Annotated in this window: 27 protein-coding genes; 11 read left to right on the top strand and 16 right to left on the bottom strand. The window is 67.8% G+C overall.

Features of this window, described 5'->3' with window-relative positions; all coding sequences use genetic code 11:
• Positions 1-274: 274 nt before the first annotated feature.
• The 5 genes from ACIA58_RS36765 to ACIA58_RS36785 are packed head-to-tail and all read right to left on the bottom strand — an operon-like array spanning position 275 to position 6,803.
• The gene (locus ACIA58_RS36765; protein ID WP_396408470.1) at positions 275-1,252 is read right to left on the bottom strand and encodes a MazG family protein; all 978 of its coding nucleotides are present in this window, start codon (positions 1,250-1,252) and stop codon (positions 275-277) included.
• Positions 1,253-1,258: 6 nt separating this feature from the next.
• Positions 1,259-1,882, bottom strand: a complete 624-nt coding sequence (locus tag ACIA58_RS36770) for a hypothetical protein (protein ID WP_396408471.1) — start codon at positions 1,880-1,882, stop codon at positions 1,259-1,261.
• Positions 1,883-1,911: 29 nt separating this feature from the next.
• A complete protein-coding gene (mfd, locus tag ACIA58_RS36775; RefSeq protein ID WP_396408472.1) occupies positions 1,912-5,541 on the bottom strand; it encodes a transcription-repair coupling factor in 3,630 nt (1,209 codons plus the stop codon).
• The gene (pth, locus tag ACIA58_RS36780) at positions 5,538-6,113 is read right to left on the bottom strand and encodes an aminoacyl-tRNA hydrolase (protein ID WP_396408473.1); all 576 of its coding nucleotides are present in this window, start codon (positions 6,111-6,113) and stop codon (positions 5,538-5,540) included. The genes mfd and pth overlap by 4 nt, the downstream gene beginning before the upstream one ends.
• Before the next feature lie 45 nt (positions 6,114-6,158).
• A complete protein-coding gene (locus ACIA58_RS36785; protein ID WP_396408474.1) occupies positions 6,159-6,803 on the bottom strand; it encodes a 50S ribosomal protein L25/general stress protein Ctc in 645 nt (214 codons plus the stop codon).
• Between the two features lie 279 nt (positions 6,804-7,082).
• Here ACIA58_RS36785 and ACIA58_RS36790 point away from each other — a divergent pair, with 279 nt between their 5' ends.
• Positions 7,083-7,751: a DUF3137 domain-containing protein gene (locus ACIA58_RS36790; protein WP_396408475.1), complete on the top strand. Its 669-nt coding sequence runs from the start codon at positions 7,083-7,085 to the stop codon at positions 7,749-7,751.
• Here the strand turns inward: ACIA58_RS36790 and ACIA58_RS36795 are convergent.
• The 4 genes from ACIA58_RS36795 to ACIA58_RS36810 all read right to left on the bottom strand — a co-directional run bounded on the left by ACIA58_RS36795 (position 7,744) and on the right by ACIA58_RS36810 (position 12,263).
• Entirely contained in the window at positions 7,744-8,505 is a 762-nt protein-coding gene (locus ACIA58_RS36795; RefSeq protein ID WP_396408476.1) for a DUF1932 domain-containing protein, read from the bottom strand. The two genes, ACIA58_RS36790 and ACIA58_RS36795, sit on opposite strands and share 8 nt — an antisense overlap.
• 68 nt (positions 8,506-8,573) lie before the next feature.
• On the bottom strand, positions 8,574-9,554 hold the full coding sequence (locus ACIA58_RS36800) for a ribose-phosphate diphosphokinase (RefSeq protein WP_396408477.1): 981 nt from the start codon (positions 9,552-9,554) through the stop codon (positions 8,574-8,576).
• A gap of 26 nt (positions 9,555-9,580) precedes the next feature.
• Positions 9,581-11,032: a bifunctional UDP-N-acetylglucosamine diphosphorylase/glucosamine-1-phosphate N-acetyltransferase GlmU gene (gene glmU, locus ACIA58_RS36805; protein ID WP_396408478.1), complete on the bottom strand. Its 1,452-nt coding sequence runs from the start codon at positions 11,030-11,032 to the stop codon at positions 9,581-9,583.
• A gap of 154 nt (positions 11,033-11,186) precedes the next feature.
• On the bottom strand, positions 11,187-12,263 hold the full coding sequence (locus ACIA58_RS36810; protein WP_396408479.1) for a hypothetical protein: 1,077 nt from the start codon (positions 12,261-12,263) through the stop codon (positions 11,187-11,189).
• Positions 12,264-12,535: 272 nt separating this feature from the next.
• Between ACIA58_RS36810 and ACIA58_RS36815 the strand changes: the two genes are divergently transcribed.
• Entirely contained in the window at positions 12,536-12,688 is a 153-nt protein-coding gene (locus ACIA58_RS36815; protein ID WP_396408480.1) for a VOC family protein, read from the top strand.
• Here ACIA58_RS36815 and ACIA58_RS36820 read toward each other — a convergent pair.
• The gene (locus ACIA58_RS36820; RefSeq protein WP_396408481.1) at positions 12,678-13,589 is read right to left on the bottom strand and encodes a phosphotransferase family protein; all 912 of its coding nucleotides are present in this window, start codon (positions 13,587-13,589) and stop codon (positions 12,678-12,680) included. The two genes, ACIA58_RS36815 and ACIA58_RS36820, sit on opposite strands and share 11 nt — an antisense overlap.
• 162 nt (positions 13,590-13,751) lie before the next feature.
• Between ACIA58_RS36820 and ACIA58_RS36825 the strand changes: the two genes are divergently transcribed.
• From ACIA58_RS36825 to ACIA58_RS36835, 3 genes are all read left to right on the top strand, one after another.
• A complete protein-coding gene (locus tag ACIA58_RS36825) occupies positions 13,752-14,609 on the top strand; it encodes an alpha/beta fold hydrolase (RefSeq protein ID WP_396408482.1) in 858 nt (285 codons plus the stop codon).
• Complete coding sequence (locus ACIA58_RS36830) at positions 14,597-15,040, top strand: NUDIX hydrolase (RefSeq protein WP_396408483.1); 444 nt, start codon at positions 14,597-14,599, stop codon at positions 15,038-15,040. Before ACIA58_RS36825 ends, ACIA58_RS36830 begins: the two co-directional genes overlap by 13 nt.
• Before the next feature lie 119 nt (positions 15,041-15,159).
• Complete coding sequence (locus ACIA58_RS36835; protein WP_396408484.1) at positions 15,160-15,693, top strand: DinB family protein; 534 nt, start codon at positions 15,160-15,162, stop codon at positions 15,691-15,693.
• On the opposite strand, the gene ACIA58_RS36840 is transcribed toward ACIA58_RS36835, so the two are convergent.
• Positions 15,681-16,124, bottom strand: a complete 444-nt coding sequence (locus tag ACIA58_RS36840) for an AAA family ATPase (RefSeq protein ID WP_396408485.1) — start codon at positions 16,122-16,124, stop codon at positions 15,681-15,683. The two genes, ACIA58_RS36835 and ACIA58_RS36840, sit on opposite strands and share 13 nt — an antisense overlap.
• 292 nt (positions 16,125-16,416) lie before the next feature.
• Between ACIA58_RS36840 and ACIA58_RS36845 the strand changes: the two genes are divergently transcribed.
• Positions 16,417-16,776: a hypothetical protein gene (locus ACIA58_RS36845; RefSeq protein WP_396408486.1), complete on the top strand. Its 360-nt coding sequence runs from the start codon at positions 16,417-16,419 to the stop codon at positions 16,774-16,776.
• Positions 16,777-16,797: 21 nt separating this feature from the next.
• On the opposite strand, the gene ACIA58_RS36850 is transcribed toward ACIA58_RS36845, so the two are convergent.
• Positions 16,798-17,979 carry a hypothetical protein gene (locus tag ACIA58_RS36850; RefSeq protein WP_396408487.1) on the bottom strand — a complete coding sequence of 394 codons (1,182 nt, stop codon included), beginning with the start codon at positions 17,977-17,979 and terminating at the stop codon, positions 16,798-16,800.
• Entirely contained in the window at positions 17,972-18,481 is a 510-nt protein-coding gene (locus ACIA58_RS36855) for an RNA polymerase sigma factor (RefSeq protein WP_396408488.1), read from the bottom strand. The genes ACIA58_RS36850 and ACIA58_RS36855 overlap by 8 nt, the downstream gene beginning before the upstream one ends.
• A 675-nt stretch (positions 18,482-19,156) precedes the next feature.
• Between ACIA58_RS36855 and ACIA58_RS36860 the strand changes: the two genes are divergently transcribed.
• Positions 19,157-19,678: a hypothetical protein gene (locus ACIA58_RS36860; protein ID WP_396408489.1), complete on the top strand. Its 522-nt coding sequence runs from the start codon at positions 19,157-19,159 to the stop codon at positions 19,676-19,678.
• A 273-nt stretch (positions 19,679-19,951) separates the two neighbouring features.
• Positions 19,952-20,491 (top strand): hypothetical protein, encoded by a 540-nt coding sequence (locus tag ACIA58_RS36865; protein WP_396408490.1) that lies wholly within the window; start codon positions 19,952-19,954, stop codon positions 20,489-20,491.
• Positions 20,492-20,910: 419 nt separating this feature from the next.
• On the opposite strand, the gene ACIA58_RS36870 is transcribed toward ACIA58_RS36865, so the two are convergent.
• From ACIA58_RS36870 to ACIA58_RS36880, 3 genes are all read right to left on the bottom strand, one after another.
• Positions 20,911-21,636, bottom strand: coding sequence for a toll/interleukin-1 receptor domain-containing protein (locus ACIA58_RS36870; RefSeq protein WP_329002867.1), 726 nt, complete (start codon positions 21,634-21,636; stop codon positions 20,911-20,913).
• An 89-nt stretch (positions 21,637-21,725) separates the two neighbouring features.
• Positions 21,726-22,409, bottom strand: a complete 684-nt coding sequence (locus ACIA58_RS36875; RefSeq protein ID WP_329002868.1) for an HAD family phosphatase — start codon at positions 22,407-22,409, stop codon at positions 21,726-21,728.
• Entirely contained in the window at positions 22,406-23,251 is an 846-nt protein-coding gene (locus ACIA58_RS36880) for a GntR family transcriptional regulator (protein WP_396408491.1), read from the bottom strand. The genes ACIA58_RS36875 and ACIA58_RS36880 overlap by 4 nt, the downstream gene beginning before the upstream one ends.
• 141 nt (positions 23,252-23,392) lie before the next feature.
• Between ACIA58_RS36880 and ACIA58_RS36885 the strand changes: the two genes are divergently transcribed.
• Genes ACIA58_RS36885 through ACIA58_RS36895 form a run of 3 tightly spaced genes read left to right on the top strand, consistent with a single transcriptional unit; the run spans position 23,393 to position 24,428 of the window.
• Positions 23,393-23,800 carry a plasmid replication, integration and excision activator gene (locus ACIA58_RS36885; protein ID WP_396408492.1) on the top strand — a complete coding sequence of 136 codons (408 nt, stop codon included), beginning with the start codon at positions 23,393-23,395 and terminating at the stop codon, positions 23,798-23,800.
• 2 nt (positions 23,801-23,802) lie between these two features.
• The gene (locus ACIA58_RS36890; RefSeq protein WP_396408493.1) at positions 23,803-24,156 is read left to right on the top strand and encodes a hypothetical protein; all 354 of its coding nucleotides are present in this window, start codon (positions 23,803-23,805) and stop codon (positions 24,154-24,156) included.
• Positions 24,156-24,428: a hypothetical protein gene (locus ACIA58_RS36895; protein WP_396408494.1), complete on the top strand. Its 273-nt coding sequence runs from the start codon at positions 24,156-24,158 to the stop codon at positions 24,426-24,428. Before ACIA58_RS36890 ends, ACIA58_RS36895 begins: the two co-directional genes overlap by 1 nt.
• The last annotated feature ends 4 nt before the right edge of the window (positions 24,429-24,432 follow it).

Below are 24,432 nucleotides of genomic sequence, written 5' to 3' on the forward strand. Positions count from 1 at the left end.
GCCACAGTGTCAGCCTCCGTCAACCACGGCATCCGGTTTTCTCAGGTGCGGCGGGTGGATCTCCAGGCCATCACAACCACGCGATCCCCGGGTCGTTCCCGCCTGCAGCGCATCGGCGGCGGGGATTGTGATGGCGTGGAGATCCGCCACCACTCACCAACCTGAGCGGCACGACCGAGCCCACGCTCGGGCTCGGTTCGTCGGCGGCAGATTGCCGGCGTTGGTGAGTGCTGGACGTCCGCTCCTGCCTGCGGTCCGGCAGCGGTCAGCGACGTCAGCCTGCGGTCTCGGCGGCGCGGATCTGTTCGGCGAGGGACGCGACGGCTGCGCGGAGGGCCTGTTCGGCGTCGACGCCGAGGGTGCGGGCTTCGGCTACGAGTTCGAGGAGTTCGTGGCCGACTCGGTCGAGCTCGGAGTCGCCGGGGTCGGGCAGCTCGGCCGGGAGGACCTTGGCGGCGCGGCCAAGGACCTTGTCGGCCAGGGCGAGGGCGGGCAGGGCCAGTGGGATGCCTTCGAGGACCGAGGTGCGCTGCTTCTCGGCGGCTTTGATGGTCTCCCAGTTCGCCTCGACCGCGGCCGCGTCCGCCGCGTCGACCGTCCCGAACACGTGCGGGTGCCGTCGGATCAGCTTCTCGACGATGTCGCCGGAGACGTCGTCGATGGAGAAACCCTCGTCGCCGTCCTCGGAGGCGATCCGGGAGTGGAACGCGACCTGCAGCAGCAGATCGCCCAGCTCCTCGCGCAGGTGGGCGCGGTCGCCGCTGTCGATCGCCTCGAGCGTCTCGTACGTCTCCTCGAGCAGGTACTTCGCGAGGCTCTCGTGCGTCTGCTCCTGGTCCCACGGGCAGTTCCGCCGCAGGCGATCCATCACCCGGACGAGATCGATCAGCCGAGCCCCGGGCACGTCGTACGACCCGTGCAGGATCTCCACCTGGTACGACGGCTGGCGGACCAGCTCGTCGGACACGACCCGGAGCAGGCCCGGCTCGCCGTCGTCGCCGGTGAGCCAGACAACCTGACGACCCTCGGCGGCAGCGGACGACAACCAGGTCCACGCGGCGGAGACGCCGGCCTCGACCTGGGTGACGACCAGACCGGAGCCGATGACGGCCTGCACATCCGGGCGGTCAGGCCCGCCCGCGGCACCGATCTCGTCGGCGGCCGCGAGGGCCTGCCAGGTGGCGCGGGTCAGCAGTCCGGGGGCAACCCGGGGACTGGTGAGGACGACCGTGATCGTCCCACCGCTCGTCATGGACACTCAGCCCTGGGGCTGGGCCTGCTGGGCCGCGTCGGCGGCGGCCTTGCGCTTGGCTGCGGTCTGGGCGGACTCGACCGAGAGCGACCCGGAGACCGTCGTGTCGAGCTTGCCGTCGGTCCACTGGCCGAAGCGTGGCGCGACCGAGACGGTGATGTCCTTCGACGCGTCCTTGACCGCGAGCAGGCCCTGCTGCAGCTTGGCCGTGTCCTGCAGGTCCTTGATGGTGCCGCCACCGAGCTTGACGGTGACGACCGCGGCGGTGGCGACCTCGTTCAGGAAGTCGCGCGAGACCGTGTCGGACTGGAACTTCTGGTACGTCGCCTCGTCGTCACCGACCGCGCTCTTGGCCGCGACGGCGGTCTCCGCGGGCGTGACCGAGATCGACTTGTCCTGCTTGACCTGCCCGAGGATGGCGTTGTTCACCAGGTCGCTCAGAGCGGCGGTGGTGTTGTAGTTCTGCCCGAGCGCCGTGGTCACCGCCTGCGAGGTCTTGTCGACGTCACCGATGCTGATCTCGGTCTTGCCGACAACGGCCGCCGCGCCGGGGTGTGTGCCCGCCGCGCAACCACCGGTCAGCAGCACGATCGCTGCCACCGCACCGAGAGCCCGTAGCCGTGTGCTCACCGAATCTCCTCGCATCTTCTTTGTCAGGTTCACGCCGGCACCACGATAGGTTCCGCGATCACGTCGTCGATCAACCGGGTGCACCATTGCAGCAGCTCCTGGTCCCGGAGCGGCTGACCGCCGACCGGCCTGGTGGCAGGTCTCGGCACCAGAATGGTATGCAGTTGCGGCTTCACCAGACTCTTCGGGTACAGCCTGTTGAGCCGGAGCACCTTCGAATCAGGCAGCTCGACCGGCCCGAACCGGATCATGTTCCCCTGCAGGGTGACGTCGTGCAGCCCCGCCCGGCGGGCGTGGTTGCGGAACTTCGCCACCTCGATCAGGTTCAGCACGGCCTGCGGAATGTCGCCGTACCGGTCGTGCAACTCCTCGACGAGCTCGGCGATGCCGTCGGAGTCCCGCACGGCGGCGAGCCGCTGGTACATCTCCAGCCGCAGCCGCTGCGACGGGATGTAGTCGTGCGGCAGGTGCGCGTCGATCGGTACCTCGATCTTGACCTCGGGCTCCTCGGCCTGGGTGTCGCCGCGGTACTCCGCGACCGCCTCGCCGACCAGCCGCACATAAAGGTCGAACCCGACGTCCGCGATGTGCCCGGACTGCTCGCCGCCGAGCAGGTTGCCGGCGCCGCGGATCTCGAGGTCCTTCATCGCGACCGCCATACCGCCGCCCAGATCGGCGTGCTGCGCGATCGTGGCGAGCCGGTCGTGGGCGGTCTCGGTGAGCGGCTTCTCCGGCGGGAAGAAGAAGTACGCGTACGCACGCTCCCGGCCTCGGCCGACGCGCCCGCGGAGCTGGTGCAGCTGGGACAGGCCGAGCAGGTCGGAGCGCTCGACGATCATCGTGTTCGCGTTGGAGATGTCGATGCCGGACTCGACGATCGTCGTACACACGATCACGTCGGACTGCTTCTCCCAGAAGCCCTGGATGACCTGCTCGAGGGTGTGCTCGTTCATCTGGCCGTGCGCGACCGACACCCGCGCCTCGGGCACGAGCTGACGGATCCGGGCCGCGGCCTTCTCGATCGTGTTCACCCGGTTGTGGACGACGAAGACCTGGCCCTCACGGAGCAGCTCGCGCCGGATCGCGGCGGTCACCTGGTGCTCGTCGTACGCGCCGACGAAGGTCAGCACCGGGTGGCGCTCCTCCGGCGGGGTCGCGATCGTCGACATCTCACGGATGCCGGTGATTGACATCTCCAGCGTCCGCGGGATCGGCGTCGCGGACATGGTCAGTACGTCGACGGCCGTCCGCAGCCGCTTCAGCTGCTCCTTGTGCTCGACGCCGAAGCGCTGCTCCTCGTCGACCACGACCAGTCCGAGGTCCTTGAACGCCACCTCGCCGCTGAACAGCCGGTGCGTCCCGATCACCACGTCGACCGCCCCGTCGGCCAGGCCGTCGATCGTTGCCTTCGCCTCCTTGTCGGTCTGGAACCGCGACAGCGGCGCCACGTTCACCGGGAACGCGGCGTACCGCTCGGCGAAGGTCGCGTAGTGCTGCTGGACGAGGAGCGTGGTCGGCACGAGTACGGCGACCTGCTTGCCGTCCTGCACTGCCTTGAACGCGGCCCGTACGGCGATCTCGGTCTTGCCGTAGCCGACGTCACCGCAGACGATCCGGTCCATCGGCATGACGCGTTCCATGTCGTGCTTGACGTCGTCGATCGTGGCCAGCTGGTCCGGCGTCTCGACGAACGGGAAGGCGTCCTCGAGCTCGCGCTGCCACGGGGTGTCCTTGGCGAACGCGTGCCCCTTGGTCGCCTGGCGGGCGGCGTACAGCTTGATCAGCTCGCCGGCGATCTGACGGACGGCCTTGCGGGCGCGGCCCTTGCGCTTGGCCCAGTCGCCGCCGCCCATCTTGTCCAGGGTCGGCTGCTCGCCGCCGACGTACCGGGTGACCTGGTCGAGCTGGTCGGTCGGCACGTACAGCCGGTCGCCCGGCTGGCCGCGCTTGCTCGGCGCGAACTCGATGACCACGTACTCACGGGTCGCCTTCTGCGAGCCGGATCCGACCGTGCGCTGCATCATCTCGACGTACCGGCCGACACCGTGCTGCTCGTGGACGACGTAGTCGCCGGGCTGCAGCTCGAGCGGGTCGATCGTCTTCTTCCGCCGCGACGGCATCCGTTGCTGGGAACGGCGTTCGGCCGCGGACCGCTGGCCGGCCAGGTCGTTCTCGGTGAGCACCGCAAACTTGATGCCTTCGGCAATGAACCCGTGGTCCAGCTGGCCCTGCGAGATGAGGACGACGCCGGGCTCCGGGACCTCCTCGATCCCCTCGACCAGCCGGGCCGGCAGCTCGGCCTCGGAGAACACCTCGGCCAGCCGTTGCGCGGGCCCGTGTCCTTCGGTGACACAGACGACCCGCCAGCCGTCGCGCAGCCAGCCGCGGATGTCCTCGGCCGCGGCCGCCGTCTCACCGCGGTACGGATCGACTTCGTGGACCGCCAGGATCCTGCTGGTCACCGCCCCGGCGTCCGCGTCGATGTCGAACGAGATCCGCTCGCCCATCGAGTCCCGCAGCTCAGGCGCGTCCGTCGGCGCCGCCGCGAACGGCGAGAGGCTCCACCAGGCCAGCCCCTTGCCCAGAGCCTGCGACCGGACGTCGCCCAGCGACATGTACGCCGCCGCGCCGAGGTCGATCGGGGCCTCGCCACCACCGGCGGCAGCGGCCCACGATGCCTCCAGGAACTCCTGACTGGTGGCGACCAGATCGTGCGCCCGGGCGCGGACCCGCTCCGGGTCGCTGACGATGACGTGCGCGCCGGCCGGCATCAGGTCGACGAGCAGCTCCATGTTGTCGACGAGCACCGGAGCCAGCGACTCCATGCCCTCGACGGCATGCCCCTCGGCCAGCTTCTCGAACAGCTCGGCCAGCTCGGGGTGTTCCTTCGCGAGCACGGCGGCGCGCGAACGGACCTCGTCGGTCAGCAGCAGCTCACGGCAGGGCGGCGCCCAGAGACCGTGCTCGGCGATGTCCAGCGAGCGCTGGTCGGCGACCGCGAAGTACCGGATCTCTTCGACGTCGTCGCCGAAGAAGTCGACCCGCAGCGGGTGCTCCTCGGTCGGCGGGAAGACGTCGATGATGCCGCCGCGGACCGCGAACTCGCCGCGCCGCTCGACCAGATCGACCCGGTGGTACGCCGCTCCGGCAAGCCGCTCCACGACGTCCTCGAGCTCGACCGAGTCGCCGACATGCAGTTGCACCGGCTTCAGGTCGGCCAGTCCGGCAACCTGCGGCTGCAGCACGGATCGCACCGGCGCGACCAGGATCTTGATCGGCCCGGTGGTCTCGTCGGACGGATCCGGGTGCGCGAGACGCCGCAGCACGGCCAGGCGCCGGCCGACCGTGTCGGACCGGGGCGACAGACGCTCGTGCGGGAGGGTCTCCCAGGCCGGGTAGTAGGCGACGGTGCCGGGCTCTTCGACCAGGCACTGCAGCTCCTCGGTCAGCTCCTCCGCCTCGCGGAATGTGGCCGTGACCGCGAGGACGGGCCGGTCGGCGCCGTTCTGGGCCGCGGCGATCGCGGCGAGCAGGACAGGACGCACCGGGCCGGGCGCGCTCAGGTCGAGGGTCGTGACACCGTCGCTGCGGGCGTCACGAACGGCCTCGGCCACCACCGGATCGGTGATCAGGGTGTCGACCAGACCGCTCAGCTTCACGAGTTGTACTTCCCTTGGGTCGACTCCAGGCCGTCGGTGAGCAGGGACTCGACGGCGTCCGCGGTCCGGTCGACGGCGAACGGAAGATCCTTGCGTTCGGTCGAGGAGAACTCGTTGAGGACGAAGTCGGCGGGCGCCTGCCGGCCCGGCGGACGACCCACACCGAACCGAACCCGATAGTACTCACCGGTGCCAAGCGATTTCCGTACCGCCTTGAGCCCGTTGTGGCCGTTGTCCCCGCCGCCGAACTTGCAGCGCAGTACGCCGAAGTCGATGTCGAGCTCGTCGTGGACGACGACCAGGTTGGCCGGATCCAGCTTGAAGAACTTCAGCAGACCGGAGACGGGGCCGCCGGACTCGTTCATGTACGCACGGGGCTTGGCCAGCACCGTCCGCAAGCCGCTGATCCGGGTCTCGATCACCTCGGCCTTGACCTGCTTGCTCTGCTTCCACCTGCCGCCGGTCCGGTCGGCCAGCTCGTCGGCCACCAGGTGACCGATGTTGTGCCGGGTGCGGGCATACGAAGGGCCGGGATTCCCCAGTCCGACGACCAACCACACGTCGTCCGCCACGGATCCCGGCCCTCCTGAAGTTCGGCTGCTGATGCCGAGTGCAGACTACTCGGCCGCGGCGGCCACCGGCTCCTCGACGGGGGTCGGCTCGTCGCGCTGCACGCCGGCCTCGGCCTCGGCCTCGGCCATCTCGGCGTCGACCTGCTCGGCGGTCGGCTGGGCGGTGACGTTGACGACCAGGGTGTCCGGCTCGATGGCCAGCGTGGTGCCGGTCGGGAGCTTCAGGTCGGAGGCGTGGATCTGGGCGCCGATCTCGAGGCCCTCGATCGACACGGTGACGCCGTCGGGGATGTGCGTCGCCTCGGCCTCGACCAGGATGCTCTGGGCCTCCAGGACGACCAGCGCGTCGCTGACGGCCTCGCCGTCGAGGTGGACCGCGATGTCGACCTGGACCTTCTCGCCGCGGCGCACGATGACCAGGTCGACGTGCTCGATGAAGCCCTTCAGCGGGTCGCGCTGGACCTGCTTCGGCAGCGCGAGGTGGGACTCCCCGCCCTCGACCTCGATCATCAGCAGGGCGTTGGCGGTCTTCAGGGCCAGCATGGTGTCGTGACCGGGCAGCGTGATGTGCACCGGGTCACTGCCGTGGCCGTAGAGGACGGCGGGAACCTTGTTGTCCCGGCGGATTCGGCGGGCAGCCCCCTTGCCGAACTCCGTACGCGATTCGGCTTGGATCTTGACCTCGGCCACGAGATGAACTCCTCAAAAGCGTTGCGGTGATCAGTTGTCTGGATGGAACTCGGCTGCGGCCTCAGCGGGCGCCTGCTGACCCCGGATAAGGCGTCAGGCAACGAACCACCGCGTCGATCACGGAGCCGCGCCCTGCACTTCTCGGGGGGCGTCCCTCGCCGAGGCAACCAAAACAGTCTACCCACCACTCCGGCCAGACGGGAAATCGTGTGGCTGAGGCACTTTGCTCCCCTAGCGACAGCCGTCCCGGTGAGCCGTTTCCGGCCTACGTTTACCGGCGTGATCTCACTGCAGGCGGTGCTCAGTCTGGTCCTCCCCCTGGTGGGGGCCGCGGTCGTGGCCCCGCTGCTGATCTGGAACTTCCGGCGGCGCCGCGCGGCCCTTGCGCAGCGGGCCGCGGAGGCCGCGGCAGCGGGCTGGGTCCTGGCCCCACCGAATCCGTGGCTGGAGGAGGTTGCCGCCGGCCTGTACACCCACGGCGAGGCGACCGAGATGTACGCCGGCGACTATCGCGGTCGCGGAATGTGCGTGTTCGACTACACGTACACGACGAGCAGCGGAAAGACCCAGCAGACCCACACCGTCCACCTCGTTGCCCTGAACCTCCCGGCTTCGCTGCCGCCGCTCACGCTCATGCACGATTCCGGACTGCGCCGGGCGCTGCGTGGCCGCGATCTCCAGCTGGAGAACGAGCAGTTCAACGAGCGGTTCCGGGTCGAGTGCGCCGACGACCGGTACGGATCGGCCGTCATGCATCCCCGGATGATGGAGTGCGTGCTGCAGAACCCGGGCCTGGAGTGGCAGATCGCGGGCAACGCCCTTGTCAGCTGGGGCACCGGCGGCTTCGCCGTACCGGATGTGCTGGCTCGGCTCGAGGCGATGAGCCGGCTGATCGACCTGATCCCGTCGTTCGTGCTCCGGGACTACGGGCAGCCGACGTTCAGGTGAGCTTGGTCCAGACCTCGCGGAGGGCGCGGGCCGCATCGCCTTCGAGGCCGGCGTTGTCGAGCGTCTCGGCGAGTTCGTCGAACTCCGGACCCCACCGCCACGCCACGCTGCGGAGCTGATCCGGGAGCGCCGGGTCCTTCAGCGAACCGCCGTCGGCGCGAGTCTGCTGCGCAACGAGCGCCTCAGTCACGCCGTGCTTCTCCGCCAGCTGGAACGCGAGCACCGCCAGCGCCGCCTTGCCCTTGTTGTAGAGCGCGTACGACGATTTCGCCGCGCTGGCCGCACCTGGTTCGGCGCCGACCACCATCGGGGTGACCGCGGTCCCGGCCCACAACGCGGCGACCCGATCGGCCGCCGTACCGGACAGCATCAGGTGGGTCGGACTCGGTCCACCGGTCGGCGGCGGCCCGACCACGCCGGCGTCGACGAAGGTGGCCCGCGGTACGGCGGACTGTGCCTCGCGCAGCGACATCGGCGACAGCGGATTGGCCTCGACGTACAGCCCCGCGAATCCTGCCGTGCCGACCTGCTTGGCGATGTCCACGGCACCCTGCGGGGCACACGAACTGGGGACGACGTCAGCCTGCTCGATGGCCCCGGCGAACGGCGAACCGATCAGGCCGGCTTCATCGGCCCGCAGCTTGGACGCCTCGCTGCGCCCCTCCGGGACCCAATGGACTTCGTGACCTGCAACGACCAGCTGTGCCGCGAGTTTGGAGCCCATCGCACCGGGGTGGAAGACAGCGATTCGCATGGGGTCAATCTAAGCGGCTGGGCAGCGGGCTACTACTTCGCTACCGCTCCCGGCGGAAGGCCTGAGTCTCAGGCGCGGCCGTCGAACAGGCTGGTGACCGAGCCGTCCTCGAAGACCTCGCGGATGGCTCGGCTGATCAGCGGGGCGATCGACAGCTCGGTGAGCTTGTCGAAGCGGCGCTCCTCGGCGATGGGCAGCGTGTTGGTGACGATGACCTCGCTGGCCTGGCAGTTCTTCAGGCGGTCGACCGCTGGACCGGACAGGATCGCATGGGTCGCGGCGATCACCACGCCGGCGGCACCCTCGGCGTACAGGGCGTCGGCGGCCTTCGTGATCGTGCCGGCGGTGTCGATCATGTCGTCGACCAGGATGCAGACCCGGCCCTTGACCTCACCGACGACCCGGTTCGCGATCGTCTCGTTCGGCCGGTCGATGTCGCGGGACTTGTGGATGAACGCCAGCGGCGCGCCGCCGAGCCGGGCCGACCACTGCTCGGCCACCTTGATCCGGCCCGCGTCCGGCGAGACGACGGCCAGCTGCTGGTCGCCGTACTTCTCAGCGACGTACGTGCTGAGGATCGGCAGCGCCATCAGGTGGTCCACCGGGCCGTCGAAGAAGCCCTGGATCTGCGAGGTGTGCAGGTCGACGCAGATCAGCCGGTTCGCACCCGCGGTCTTGAACAGGTCGGCCATCAGCCGGGCCGAGATCGGTTCGCGGCCGCGGTGCTTCTTGTCCTGCCGGGCGTACCCGTAGAACGGGAGCACGACGGTGATCCGCTTGGCCGACGCCCGCTTCAGCGCGTCGACCATGATCAGCTGCTCCATGATCCATTCGTTGATCGGCGAGGTGTGGCTCTGGATCACGAACGCGTCGCTGCCCCGGACCGACTCCTCGAACCGGACGTAGATCTCGCCATTGGCGAAGTCGTACGCCTGCGTCGGAACCAGACCGCTACCGAGCTCCTCGGCGACCTGCGTGGCGAGCACGGGATGCGCCCGGCCGGAGAAGACCATCAGGTTCTTCTCGGTGGTTCGTTTCATCCCGCTCATCGCCGCGCCTCCCGTTGTTCTGCTGTTCAGGACTGCTCGTCGCCGGCCTGTTCGGCGAGCGCCGCTTCGGCCGCCTGAGCGGTCTTGGTACCGGCCCGCTTGCGCGCGACCCAGCCCTTGATGTTGCGCTGCCGGGCGCGGGCGACCGCGATCTCGCCCGGGCCGACGTCCTCGGTCAGCGCCGTACCGGCCGCCAGGTACGCACCGTCCGCGATCGTCCGCGGGGCGACCAGCACCGAGTTGCTGCCGATGAACGAGTGCTTGCCGACGTGGGTCGGGTGCTTCGCGACGCCGTCGTAGTTCGCGAAGATCGTGCCGGCGCCGATGTTCGCGCCGTCGCCGATGGTCGCGTCGCCGGCGTACGTCAGGTGCGGCACCTTGGCGCCGTCGCCGATGGTGGAGTTCTTGGTCTCGACGAAGGTGCCGATCTTGCCCTTCACGCCCAGCTTGGTGTTCGGGCGCAGGTACGCGAACGGGCCGACGGACGCGCCGTCGCCGATCACCGCGAGCGAGCCGTGGGTCCGGATGATCGTGGCGTTCGCGCCGATCTCCACGTCCGTCAGGGTGGTGTCCGGGCCGATCGTCGTACCGCTGCCGACCGTGGTGGCGCCGTGCAGCTGGGTGTTCGGCAACAGGGTGACGTCGCGGGCGAGGTCCACGGTGGAGTCGACCCAGGTGGTGTTCGGGTCGACGATCGTGACGCCCTCGAGCATGTGCTTGGTGAGCGTACGGCGGTTGAGCTCCGCGCCGAGCGTGGCGAGCTGGATGCGGTTGTTGACGCCCTCGGTCTGCATCGCGTCGTCGGTGACGTGCGAGCCGACGCGCTTGCCGTCGTTGCGGGCGATGGAGACGACGTCGGTCAGGTACAGCTCGCCCTGGGCGTTGTCGGTGGTCAGACGGCTCAGGCCGTCACGCAGCGTGGCCGCGTCGAACACGTAGATGCCGGCGTTGATCTCGTCGATCTCCCGCTGCTCCGCGGTGGCGTCCTTGTGCTCGACGATCGCCGCGACGGTGCCGTCCGCACCCTGCACGATCCGGCCGTACCCGGTCGGGTCGGGCACGCGCGCGGTCAGCACGGTGACCGCGTTCCCGTGCTTGTCGTGGCCGGCGACCAGCTCGTGCAGGGTCTCCGCCTCCAGCAGCGGGACGTCACCGGACGTGACGATCACCGAGCCGTCGAACTCCTTGGGTACGGCGGTCAGCCCGCAGCGGACCGCGTCGCCGGTGCCCAACTGCTGCTCCTGGACGGCGGTCCTGACGTCGGGGTCGACCTCTTTGAGGTGCGCCTCGACCAGTTCGCGGCCGCTGCCGACCACGACCACGAGGTGTTCGGGGGCGAGTGCCCGGGCGGCGACCACGGCGTGCCCGACGAGGCTGCGCCCGCCGATCTCGTGCAGCACCTTCGGGGTCGCCGATTTCATCCGGGTTCCGAGCCCGGCGGCCATGATCACGACCGCCGCGGGGCGATGGGAAGTCACGCGGTCTTCTCCTCGAGTTCCCTGCGAGTTTCTTTCAACAAGTATCAGCATGGGCACCCGATGCAGTGCCCGCGCAAGCCTACTTGCTTCCCGGAACCCTCCACACCCGGCCTCTGTCTCACCCTCCGTCGCCCCCGGGACGTTGCGTGACCGATCAGTGGGTATAGGCGGCCAGGGCGGAGAACGGGGACTGGGAAGAGCTCGCCGTCATACCGACTGTCCAGGTGCGGTCGTTCGCCGTGGCGATGCCGGTCAGGGTGCCGGTCGGAGCCTCGGGAGCGGGGGCCTGGGTGAACTTCGAGCCGGTCAGCTGGAGGACGTAGGGCTTGGCGGTTGAGTCGGCGCCTTCGAAGCGTTCGCCGACGGCGACTGGGTGATTGTTGCGGAGGGTGACGCCGTAGAGCTGGGCCATGCCTGCGGGGACGGGGACCTGGGTCCACTTGGCGCCGTTGTAGTGCATCGCGAGTGGGGCGATGCCGGCGGCGTACTGGACACCGACGAGCCAGATGTTCTTCGGGCCGGCCGCGGCGATGCCGGTCGGGATCTGGGATCCGTCCACCGGCAGGTCCTTCACCAGGGTCCAGCGCTTGCCGTCGAAGTGGGCGAGGCCGGCGTTCAGGCCGAGCCAGGCGTCGTTCGCGGACAGTACGGCGAGCACATTGGCGTTGATCGAGTTCTCGAGGCCGGTGTAGAGCGGGTGCCACTTGCCGCCGGCGTACCGGTAGACGACGGCCCGCTCCTTGCCTCCGACGTTCGCCCACCCCGCGGCCCAGACCGACTTGTCCGGCGCGATGGAGACGTCGTCGAACGATCCGGTCGGTACGGCGGGCGGCTTGACGACCTGCCACTTCGTACCGTTCCAGTGCATGGCGAGCGGTTGGGTCTTGGCCGGATCCGTCCGGTCCTCACCGACCGCCCACACGTTGGCCGCCGCACCGACTGCGACGCTCTCCAGCGTTGCGTTCGTCTGCACCGGCTGCGCGGTCGCCTTCCAGGCCTTCCCGTCCCAGCGCATCGCCAACGGGCGCTGATCGGTGAAGTCGTCGACCTGGTCGCCGCCGACGGCCCACGTACCACCCGCGCCGCTCGCCACGTCGTTGAACGTGGCCGGCTGCCGATGCGTCGGCGTCGTTGCCCACTGCAACGGCCCGTCGGCCGCGGCCGCTTGTGTCGCCAGTGCGGTCGCGATGATTCCCGTCATCGCGGCAACGATGCTTTTCTTCAGTCTCACAACGGTTCCCTCCGAGTCAGCGTCTCGTACACCCCTCCCGACGCTGTCACCCGGCCACTGCGTTACACCCCGAAATCTGCCACGCTGGGAAGCATGGCCCTAACCCTCGGAGCAATCATCCTGAACGTCCCGAAAACCGGCCCCGCCGCCGAGTTCTGGAGCCAGGCCCTCGGCTTCACAGCCGACGGCAACCCGGACTTCCTCGTCCCGCCCCCGTCGGCGCCGCCCACCCGCCTCCACCTCGACGAGACCGACCGCACCCACCTCGACCTGTGGTTCGACCACGAATCCTCAACCCTGGAAGCCGAGTGGACCGCCTCGTCTCCCTCGGCGCCGAACGCGTCGAAGACTGGACCTACCCGCCCAACGCCGATTTCGTGGTCCTCAAGTCCCCCGACGGCACGGTCTTCTGCATCATCGATTGAACAACTTCGCAGCCAGCGGTACGGCGCTGTCCCGGCCGTACGGGTCCTGGTCGTGCGCGTTGGCGATCAGGAGCGAGTGGATGCGGCGGTAGAGGAGCAGCTGCTCGGCGTCGTACCCGAGCTGCTCGACGAACGCCTGGTCGAAGGCTGCCTCGACCTCGCGGACCCTGGGTGACCAGAGCTCGATGAGGCTCCCGGCCGCTGCCGCGTCGAACACCGGATCACCCGGCATCGTCAGCAGGCCGAGATCAAGCAGCGCCACGGGCCAGAGGTCCCCGTCGACGAGGATGTTTCCCGCGGTCACGTCGCCGTGCACGAGCCGGGTCTCCGGCTCCTTGAGCTCGGACAGCTGGTTCAGCAGCCGCTCGACCTTGGCGTCGAAGTTGTCGATGACCGCGGCGAGCTGATCGCCGAACCGCGCCACCCGCCGACGTACGAGATCCGTCAACGCCTCGATCCACGACACTCCCTCGGGCCTGAACGGGTCTGCCTCGTCGAGCACAGTCATCCGATGCAACACCTCAGGCGCCTCGATCTCCGCAAGCGCCGCGAGTACGTCGACAACGCAGTCCCGCGCGCGCTCCCACCCCGCTGTCCCGTATGCCGGCGCCACCGAGCGCAGCGGTACGCCGGGCAGCTCCGCCCCGATCGTCACCCAGTACGGCCCGGGCTGACGCAGATCCAGCATCCGAGGCGTCCGAAACGGCATCTGCCCCTCGATCGTGCCGTACAACTCGCCCAGCGTCCGCAGCTCCTCCTCGCCCGCGTAGAACCAGATCTTCGCGACCTTCCCCCCACCAAGCCGAAACACCGCGCCCTGCATCCCGATGTCGATCTGCTCCGCGTCGCCGTACCCGAGCACCCGAAGCTGCTCCTGCAGATCCTGATCCGACAACGGCATGCGCACCCTCTCGACGATTGACCCGCCAAGTATCTGTCGATCTCCGGGTCGACATCGAGGTCCGCGAATCGGCGTCCGTCCAGGTCGCCTTCTTCAGGCCTGACTCCTCGTGCTCGCTCAAGTATGCGAGGAACTGTCGGAGCCGCCTGGCATCCTCGCGGCATGCGTGATTCTTTCGTGGACGTCGGCGATGTGACGCTGTTCGTGCGAGAGCTCGGGCAGCGGAGCGAGAAGCCTTCGCTGGTGGTGATCCACGGCGGGCCGGACGTCGGTCACGGGTACCTCCTGCCGGGCTTCGAGCCGCTGGCGCGCGATCACCACATCGTGCTGTTCGACTTCCGCGGCTGTGGGCTGAGCACCCGGGGCTTGCCGGACGACGAGCTCCAGCCGGAGTACGTCGTACGGGACGTTCATCGCCTGATCGAGCGGCTCGAGCTCGGGCAGGTCGATCTGCTCGGATTCTCAACCGGCGGGCGCGCCGCGATGGGCTTTGTCGACAAACATCCAGAGCAGGTACGCCGGTTGGTGCTCGCCTCCACCTCGGCGTACACGTCCGCGGACAACGACGTCTATCTAGCGGACTGGGACGAGTACCACCGCCGTCAACGCATCGAGGACGAAGCTCATGGGGCCTTGCGCAACTCGACGATCTTCGTCTGGGACCTGGACCTCGCGCCGGCGTACCTCGAGCTCCTCAACTCCCTGGGCACCGACCAGGGCGACTGGTCCCTAGAACGCGCAATCAAAGGCCTGACGCACCCGTGGTTCGACGGCGATGCCGAACAGATCCTCCGCACCCTCAACAAACCCATCCTGATCCTCCACGGCGAATACGACATGGGCTTCCCCGTCCAACTGGCCCACCGCCTCCACACCGCCGTACCGAGCGAGCTGATTGTCATCCCGAACACGGCCCACATGTGCCACTTCGAACAACCCGACACCTGGGCCGACCACATCCGCCAGTTCCTGGACGCGCCAGCTTCCGGGAGATCTAAGGTCACGTTGTGCCGAGGCTAGCGGTGAAGCTGATCTTGCTGGACGCCGACGACCGCGTGCTCCTCATCCACGCCAAGGATCCGAAGTCACAGGCCGAGTGCTGGTACCCGGTCGGCGGCGGGGTCGAGCCAGGCGAATCCCTGCAAACGGCCGCCGCCCGCGAGGCCTACGAAGAGACCGGTTTGGTTGACCTTCCAGCCGGTACGCCGGTGTGGCGGCGGGATCACCGGTACGAGTTCGACGGCCAGGCATTCGACGTACACGAGGAATGGTTGCTGCACCGGGTCGATCATTTCGCGCCGGCGCCGGCAGGCTTGACGGCGTACGAGAGCCGCACCATCCTCGGCTTCCGCTGGTGGCGTGCGCAGGAGTTGGCCGACACCGCGGAGACGATCTTCCCGCCCCAGCTCGGCCAGCTACTCGGCGACCTCCTCGCCGGCCGGCATCCATAGCCGTACGTCGTCGTACACCGCCCCATCGCGATCGTGGAACCCACCCGGCATCCGCCCCCACTCCCGAAACCCAAGCCCGCGATACGCCGCCTCCGCATAGTTGCCGCTAAGGTCCGCAGATGGTGGACGTCAAAGACGAACTGCTGAAGGCTCTCCAGGGCAGTCGGGCCGTGGTGCTCGGGAAGTTGGACAACCTGTCAGAGTACGACCGCCGACGCCCACTGACCCCCACCGGCACCAACCTCCTCGGCCTCGTGAAGCATCTCGCCGGCATGGAGTGCGGCTACCTCGGCGAGGCGTTCAACCGCCCGCCGACCGAGCGCCCGTCCTGGTTCCGCGACGACCCATCGACCGAGATCGACATGTGGGCCACACCTGATGAGACGAGCGAGTACGTCGTGGGCGTGTACCGCCAGGCGTGCGTCCATTCCGACCTGACCGTCGCCGAACTGGATCTAAACAGCCCCGCCCATGTCACGCACTGGCCCGACGGCCAACGGGAGACGACGCTGGGCGCCCTTCTGATCCGGATGGTCAACGAAACCGCCCAGCACGCCGGCCATGCCGACATCATCCGCGAACTGATCGACGACGGGGTCTGGAGCGACAGGAGGCGCACAGTCCAGGAAGCTGCCGACAACTACCGCGTTTGAAGAGCCTCGATGAGGTCGGCGAGTTCGCCTACTGGCTTCCGGCCGTCCAGCTCGGCCGTCGCGCCGCGGCGTAGCAGCGGCTCGACGGTGCGTGCGTACTCCGCGATCTCGGCCTGTTGCTCCGCGGTCCTGCCGTACGGATTGTTCGTACGCCGACTGACCCGATCGATGAGTACGTCGATAGGCGCGCTGATCAGTACAACGTGCTCGAACCGGTCATAGAACCGTCCCTGATTCTCAACCGTCCCCGAAACGATCACATCAGGCTCATCCGCCAGCAGCTGATCCATCCGCGATTCGTCCCACCGACCGTCCGCCCCGACCCACCCGTCGTAGTCGGTGTCGATCGCCATCCACCCCCGCCGGCGGAGCTCGTCAAGCACAGTCGTCTTCCCAGTCCCCGACATCCCAGTCACCAAGACCCGCGCCATGCGACGCGACCGTACATCACCCCTCAACGACGACCACCCCACCCGCGATGCCTCTACTCGGCATCTTGGCTGCCGACCCGCTCGCCGGAACTTTGGACCCCCCGTGGCGACCTGGGACATGGCATGACCTGTCCCCAGTCCCTAGCGCCTGGTCACACATCCCCGTCTTCAGCGCCTTTGGTGTTCCTTGCCGGTGCCGACCCGGGATCCTCCTGTTCACTCATGGCCCCAGCCAGCCAGCCAACGCTGTAAAGGACGGGCGACGAGCGGCTCGGCGAGTGATGATGGTCCGATGCCTGAAAAGCACTCACGCGCCGTACCCGGCGGCCGAGCCTTCTACCTCACCGAACGCCTTTGGGAGTTGTCGGCCGGCCTCCCCGTCGAGTCGGTCCCGATCGACGCCATCCGCGAGTTCGACGAGAACTGCTGGTTCGGCGACGGACCGGTCACCTGCCGCATGGTCGCCCGCCACGCCGGCCTGATCCAGGAGGCCGACCTCAACTACCCCGTGATCCTGTCCGCGGACGGACGCCTGATGGACGGCGGCCACAGGATCTCCAAAGCCTGGCTCGACGGCGCCACCACAATCAACGCAGTCCGCTTCGAAGTCGACCCCGAACCCGACTACTTCGAATGGAACCCCACCACCTGAAGCTCCCCCGAGGCGAGGCGCTCAGCGGGGCTGGAAGTAGTTCCAGGATTTGCCGTGGTTGGTGCTGGTGATGGCCTGGTTGCCGTTGTACTGCAGCCCGTAGACGAAGTCGCCTACCGCGGTCAGGTTGCCCAGGTCGGTCGGCGGGGTGAACGGTGCGCCGGCGCCGGGTCGGAGGAGCTCGCGGTGCTTGCCCTGGTAGAGCGCGAGGCCCGTTCCGTTGTCGAAAGCAACGGGAGACTGCAGGTACGGCGCGTCCCGGGTGGCCACGGTCGTCCAGTGTTCGCCGCGGTCGGTGGACAACCGCAGCGGTACCTGTTCATCGTGCTGCCTCCGGGCGGGCTTGAAGCCCGGGATCAGCACGAGCGTCCGGCCGTTCGGGCTGACCCCCAGCCAGCCGAGCACCCGGCCTGGGCTGATGACGGAGTGGCCCCAGGTCTTGCCGTGGTCGTCGGTCCAGTAGATGTTGCCGACCCCGCTGTTCCTGCCGGCGACCACCCACCACCGTCCGGTGCTGTCGCGCTGGGGCTGGCTGGCGTTGTCGATCCCGGGAATCTTCACCTCCCGCAGTACGCCGGTCTCCGGATTCAGCGCCCGTAGGGTGCCGTACGCCAGCAGCACGTCGCCGTCCCCGAACTCGGTGGTCGGCGGAGCCCAGTGGACCTTCTTCTCGATCCGGCCCTGAGCCGTCAGGCGGACCATCACGGCCTGGGCCCAGGTCGGATCGCTGCCCTTCATGCTCGTCGGCATCGCCAGGGCCAGCACCTCGTCGCGGTATGGCACCACGACGTAGTCGTTCTTGCGCACCGGCGCGGTGGCCCGCACCCCGTCGCGGCTCAGCACCGCGGCGGACTTCCAGGTGGATCCCGGCTGCGTTATCGACCAGACCGCGGCCCACCGCTTCGGTGCGGCGAACGCGACACCGGACATGGCCGCCTTCTGGTCGTGGATCACGTTCTCGGCCGCCTGGTCGACCGGGATCGCGGCCTGCTTGGCGGCGGTCGACGGCTTCTCGGTGCCGGTCAGGTTCCCGAGCGGCAGGAGAGCGGCCAGTACTGCGACCGTCACCGCAGCGACGACTCCTGCCCCGGTCAGCGCCTGCCGACGGTGCCGGCGGCGGATGCCACGACGCTCGAGAGCCTCGAACGGCAGCGGCTGAACGGTCTCCTGGACGTCCCAGGCCAGTTCTTTCAGCTCAGACATGGTTGACCTCCTCGGCGTCGTCGGCGAACTCGTGGACCAGCGGGGCCAGGCGGGATCTGCCTCGGGTGAGGCGAGCCTTGACCGTCCCTTCGGGAACGCGCAGCTGTACGGCGATCTCACGCACCGGCAGGTCGACGATGTGGTGCAGCACGATCGCCTCGCGCTGCTCGTAGGGGAGCTGCCGCAGGGCCTCGACCAGCGCGACCCGGTCCGCTGACATCCCGCTCATAACGGTCTCGGGCACACCGGTGCGGGACAGCAACCCGTGGAACCGAGCCGCGCGGCGGTACCTACGGCGTACGGCGTTCAACGCGACCGCCCGCAGCCACGCCTCCGGGTTGTCGAGCTGAGCGAACCGCCGGGGCTTCTCGACCGCGCGCACGAACGCCTCCTGCACGGCATCCTCGGCCGCACCCAGGTCCCCGCAGATCGCGAACAGTTGCCCGACCATCCGCCGGTAACAGCCCTCGTACAGCTCGCGCACCGTGTCGCCCTCAGCCATCACCACTCCCCAGATCGGACCCTTTGCCTGCATGAGTCCTGACGAGAGGATCTGGTTGCACGGCCGAAGAACAAAACAACGAAGCGGCTAGAGCCAGGGCGGGTCGTATCGGCCCACATAGGCACGTGCGCGCTCTGTCGGATCTGCCCAGTACTGGTGCGGTTGCCGATGCACGTGCTCTTCACAGAACTCCCGGAGGTCACTGCTGATCGTCTCCACCTGTCGGACGGGGAGACCCTCGAAGTCGCTGTTGACCTGCAGGAGTTCGGACTCCAGGTTCCAACCCGAGGCATCGAACGCCCACGTGCCCCACCTCGCGTACACGTGAAGCGGATGCTCGAAATCACCCACGTACAGCGCTGCCAAGGCGATCCCCCGACCGGGATAGAAATCCCTGCACACCCAGGCCAGCACGTGGCATGACCCACTCGAGAAGAAGGCCTGGTCCGTTCGCTCCCAGGAAACCCGTTGATCCGACCGCTCGATCGCGGTCCGCCGAAACACCCCAGACGCCGTCACTACCACGGCCCGATGCTAGCCAACGCAACGATTCGCCAGACCTGGCGCATCCTACGAGTATCGGCCGAGCAGAAGGTCGCGTGGGGCCGGGCACGTCACAATAGTGGGACCAGCGGGGTGGCAGCGAACTGTCTATGCCGGGGAGGGATCGAGTCCATGAGTGATAGCGACGCGAGATCGCGCCCGGAGGCGGGTGTCAAGATTCCGAGGGATCCCGAAGGCCCTGTCCCGGGGGAAGTTCTGCCAACAGCCGAAGAGGAAGCGGCTCAGGCAGTGATGCAGTGGCTCACCGAGAACCGCGACACCAACGCGGGCAGTGTGAGCATCCTCGATGACCACAAGACCGTCGTGGTCTATTGGAAAGGCGATCCTCCGACCGAGCTGCAGCAAGTCGTGGCAAGTCAGCCAGTGCCGGTGTCCATCCGCCAGGCCCCTTACAGTCGAGACGAACTGGTGGCGGCGGCCAGATCGCTGCTGGAGGCCAACAAGGGCGTCATCAGCTCGGCCGGGCCGAACCACGACTTCTCCGCCGTGAGCATCTCGCTCAGCTCCAAGGCACCGGAGACGGCGCTGGCGACACTGAGGGCCCAAAGCGCGGTGCCGATAGAGTTCCGCGGGGTTCAGGACATTACGTACGGCCGCCCATCGCCACGCACCCCTGATGGCGGAACCAGCTGAGCATGAGAGAACCCCTAGGTCAGAAACGCTCTGACCTGGGGGTTCTTGTTGCTCCCCCGCCAGGTTTCGATCCTGGTCTTCGAGATTCAAAGTTGCTGATCGACCGTCGACCGGCGTCCATGAAGGCATCTCGTGACGCTCGCGGCCATGCCTGTCACTCCCCGGACCTCCCGGCGCTGTCCACAGCCGTCCACACGTCCTGTTAGCAAATCCGTTAGCAGAACCGGTGGTTCGGAACCGCTCATCGGCGGCCGTCGTCGTAGCCTCATGCACGTGTTCATCGCCGCCACGACACCGGACGATCCCCTGTGGCGCATCATCGTCGACGTAGCAACGGCCGTCGGCACCGTAGGAGCTGTCGTCGTCGCCGTATGGATTGCTGTCGTTGAGCGCGGACGGGCTGACAAGGCGAGGATCGCGGCTGAGCAAGAGCGGGATGCGTTGCGGCTGGATGAGCGTGAGTCACAGGCACGCCGAATCGTCGGTTGGTTAGAGGATGTACCAGGCCCCGCCTTCAACCAGAGTCACACGGTGATCGTCGTGACGAACGGGTCGGACCTCCCTGCATTCGCTGTCAGTCCGCAGGCGTATTCACCTGACGCTGCTCACGCCCGCGTCGGCGAGTACATCCCGGTTCTCCCACCAGGTGCGACTGTGCGCCGCGACCTGGCCGATCTCGTGCAGGGAACGAAGACGCGCCCGTACGCGATCCTCGACTTCCGTGACGCGGCGGGGCGGCGCTGGCAGCGCGACGAAACAGGCGGTCTCACCCTCGTGAGTGAGAACGATCCGCCGCCTCAGATTCGAGCTTGACGCCACCCCTGGCCAGGCACCTGCGAACCCAGCCCAGGCAGCGCGACTCCCTGTTCAGGTTGTACAACGCTGCTGGTTGAAGGGGGGCTTCCCGTCGCTCGGTGACCGCCAGGGAGCACGTCTGGCCATGGCTGTCCAGTTGCCCAGCGGGTCGAGCTTGCGAGTCTGGACAGCCATGGTCAGACGTGCTCGGCTTCGCCTCACCGAGTGGCGGGAAGACGGCCCGGTGGCATCCCGGAGTGAGGTCGGGGGTCCGGGGGCGGAGCCCCTGGGGGTTGTTCAACGGAAGATGCCCGAAGCGTGCGGCGCGGGCGGTGAACGGCCGGAGGGCGCATGCGCACGCCCGCGCCGCGCGCCGAAGGCGCGCCTTGATCCATAAGAGCCAAATTCGGCAGGGCACCGCTCGGATTCGGCCAGATCTACGATTCGGCGGTGACGGCCCCAGCGATCTTGGCGGCAATATCAGATACGGAGTCGCGTTCGGTTGTGAAACCAGCGAGGTCGGGCAGGATGCCGCTGTACTCGGCGACGTCGGAGAACGTGACGCCATGCAAAACCGGAATCAGGGTGTCCTTGTGCAGCAAGGCCCCGAGCTCGCGTTCGGTCCAGAACCTTCCGGCCAGATACGCGGCGGTGAGCAAAACGATGCCTGCCCGAGCCTTCCGAAGACCTTGGTCCATCTGCAGGGCCTGGCTCCTGCCCGGTCGAATTGCGAGCTCGTCGTACCAGACGCTAAGCCCAAGCTCTCGAAGCCGTCCGTGCAGCTCGCCTGCGACTGTGCTCCCGTCGATCTTGGCGTAGCTGAGGAAGACGTCGTACTCGCGGACGTCGACCGGAATCGCGTCGTGGACGCGATCGACCAGCTCTTGCTCTTGGGGCGTGTAGCGGACCTGCGGACGTCCGCTGGCCTGGAGGCGTCGGTTGATCTCGTCGATCACCTTCTTGTTGTGAGCGTCCGCTCGCCGGTTGTGTTGATCGACGGCACGGTTGTAATCGTTCACAGCCTTCCGGTTCTGGGCCTCGATCTTCCGGTTCTCTGCTTCAACTTGCCGCTGGAACCGTTGGACGTCCCGATTGAACTGCTGCTGCGCCTGCCGCTGGGCGGCACGAAACTTCCGGTTGAACTCGCTTGCGCTCGGCGGCACGGCGTTCTCCTCGTGGTGGAACCGACGCTTCGAGAGTACCGGCGGACGTCGACAGTTGGCCGCACGGCTAAGTCAACAGGCGAACCGTCTTAACGCCGAATTGCCTCGGTGAGCTCGGCGATTTGCGTGACAACCGCGTCAGCACCGGCGGCGGTGAGGTCGTCCGCCTTGCCCGGCTTGTTGGCGTAGCCAATGCTTGCGGCTCCGATCGAGCGAGCGGCCTGTACGTCGGTGGCTTGGTCGCCGATCAGCGTGCACGCGTCAGGTTCCACCGCTAGTGCCTCGGCAGCGCGCTCGATCAGGTGCGGGCTCGGCTTCATGAGAGCCGGATCGGACGGGTCACGAGCCTCGATGTGGTGGACGAAACCGGTCAAGCCGACTCGGTCGAGGTAGGCGCGTACCGATGCGCCGGTGTTGTTGCTGACGATCGCGAGTTGTCGGCCAGCGTCCCGGCAGGCGGTCAGGAATGCTTCCACGCCCGGGGTTGGTGTGGCGCTCTCGACGGCCTTGATCTCGGCGGTCTGGAGGGCTTCCTCGACGTGGCGGCCCAGCTCGGGAGATAGTTCGGCGGCAGCACTCAGGAACTCGTGCGGGCTGGTGATCGCAGACATAGCCGGCGGCAGCTCACCGACCTGGTCGAGCGCGAGACCGCGCAATTCGTCGGTGATCTGCGACGCCGGATACCCGGCGAACACCGCGCACACAGGACCGTCGAAGTCGAGCAGGATGACAGGACTCCTGCGCAAGGTGACGGCCAACGCTTCGGCGGTCACGGCTCGTAGGTCCGGCCGAGTGTGCCCCAGAGACTGTCAAACCAGCGTCGGGCCTGCTCGACGTACTGCGCACCGGTGGCCCGGTCGCCCTCGCTCGTTGAGTGATGGAAGAGGACGGTGTCCTTGCCCACGGCATCGAAGATCGGAACGTCCTTGGTGCCGATCTTCACCTCGCGCTCAACGACGGGGTAGAAGCCGAAGAACAGCTCCTCGTCGTTGATCAGGTACATCTTGAACATCATCGATAGCGGGATGACCCGGGTCTCAACCTCGGTCTTCTGGACAAGTCCCAGGTCGCCGAGTTCGCGGACCGCTTCAACGATGGCTCCGGCTGACCGGTGCGCGATCTCGGCTACTCGGTCACGGACGGCAGGGTCGTCGCCGGGCTTCGAACCGGCACGTGAGGGAACCGCGAGCGGCTGGGAGAAGTCCGGCAGCAGCAGGCGGATGGTGACCGATTCCGGCGTCAGGCGTCCGCGCCGGATGCGCTCGATCGGCTCCTCAAGGGCACCGAGCAGGGTCTCCCCAGTCAGACCAGCAAAGTCGATGGTGACCCGCGTCCGCTCGAATGACTGCTCGATGTGCGGGCGAAGGCCGACCGCCTGGTCCGCCCGGTCGCGAACGTAGACCCCGCTGCCGACTCTCGACACGATCAGCCCCTCGTCACGCAGAACCTTCAGCGCCTGCTGAATCGTCATCCGCGCTACGCCGTACTGAGTCGCGAGTTCCTGCTGTGAGGGCAGCTTCTCCCCCGCCGTGAACTTCTGCGTGAGGATCCCGGCGCGCAGCGCAGTGGCGACCTGCCGGTACGGCGGACGTGGGTCGTTCGGGTCTAGCTCCATGACTCCCAGCGTAGTACCTGGCTAGGCAGCCTAGGAATTTTCTTGTCCAGATACTTGACCTGGCTAGCCAGGCTGGTTACCTTGGTCATATCGCAGCCTGACTAGTCAGCCTAGGCGCCCTACTCAGAAGGAGCAGTAGTCATGGCTATGCCGCGCAAGCTCAAGATCGAGTTCGGTGAGGTCTTCCCGTACGGCGTTTTCGCGGTCTCGGAGGTCACGCAGGTGCGGGACTTCGAGCGGTCGACGAAGGACCGTCCGGTGTACGCGATCGATGAAGAGTCCGGCCTGAACGTGTGGTCGGTCGACGTGATGGACGGTGACCGCGACGCCCGCAAGGCGGACCGGCAGATCTCGGTGAAGATCCTGGCGAAGCAGGCGCCGGTGTTGCCGCCGCAGCCGCAGGGGATGCCGTTCACGCCGGTGGAGTTCGAGGGCATGACGGCGACGCCGTACATCGCGGAGAACGGCAACCGTCCGCGCCTTGCCTGGTCGTTCCGGGCGATGGCGGTTCGTGCGCCGAAGTCCGCTCAGGCTCCGAAGGCGGCCTGAGCATGGCGGGCGGGGCGGTCGCGTTGATGACGGTGAACGCGCACATCGAGCCGGAGACGGGAGTGTCGTACAAGCTGTACAACGAGAGCGGTCGGCGTCCGTGGGTCGTGTTGAAGGTCGGCGGTGACGGCGCTGAGGTGAACGTGTTCGTCCATGACCTGCTGGTCTTGGAGGACCTGGTCGATGCGCTGGAGCTGGCGCGTCAGGAGCTCGCCCAGGCGCTGGGTCTGCTGCCGAGTGGCGAGCCGTGCGCGTACGCGGATGTGTTCGGGTCGATCGAGTGGAACGAGCACGACCACGACGAGTGCCTTGAGCACCTGGTCGATGAGCCGGTGCCGTACCGGACGGTGGCGTGATGACGGCGCTGTTCGCGACCCGGCGCGATCTGGACGGCTGGGCCGATGCACTCGGTGCCCGTAACGACGACGAGGCATCGGCCGAGCTGCACAGGCTGATGGGTCGTCTGCTCGACGGTCAGGACCGGGTCCGGAAGGTTGCCCGGTCGTTGTCGAAGGCACCCAACGACGAGGTACGCCGGTCGCTGGCGCTCGCGCTGGGCCGGATCGATCTGGCCGTGCTGGTAGTCGGTGAGGCGCTGCGCGGGTTCGCAGTGCACGAGAGGGGCTGATGAG

Source organism: Kribbella sp. NPDC051586, from assembly GCF_044453965.1.
Lineage (GTDB): Bacteria > Actinomycetota > Actinomycetes > Propionibacteriales > Kribbellaceae > Kribbella.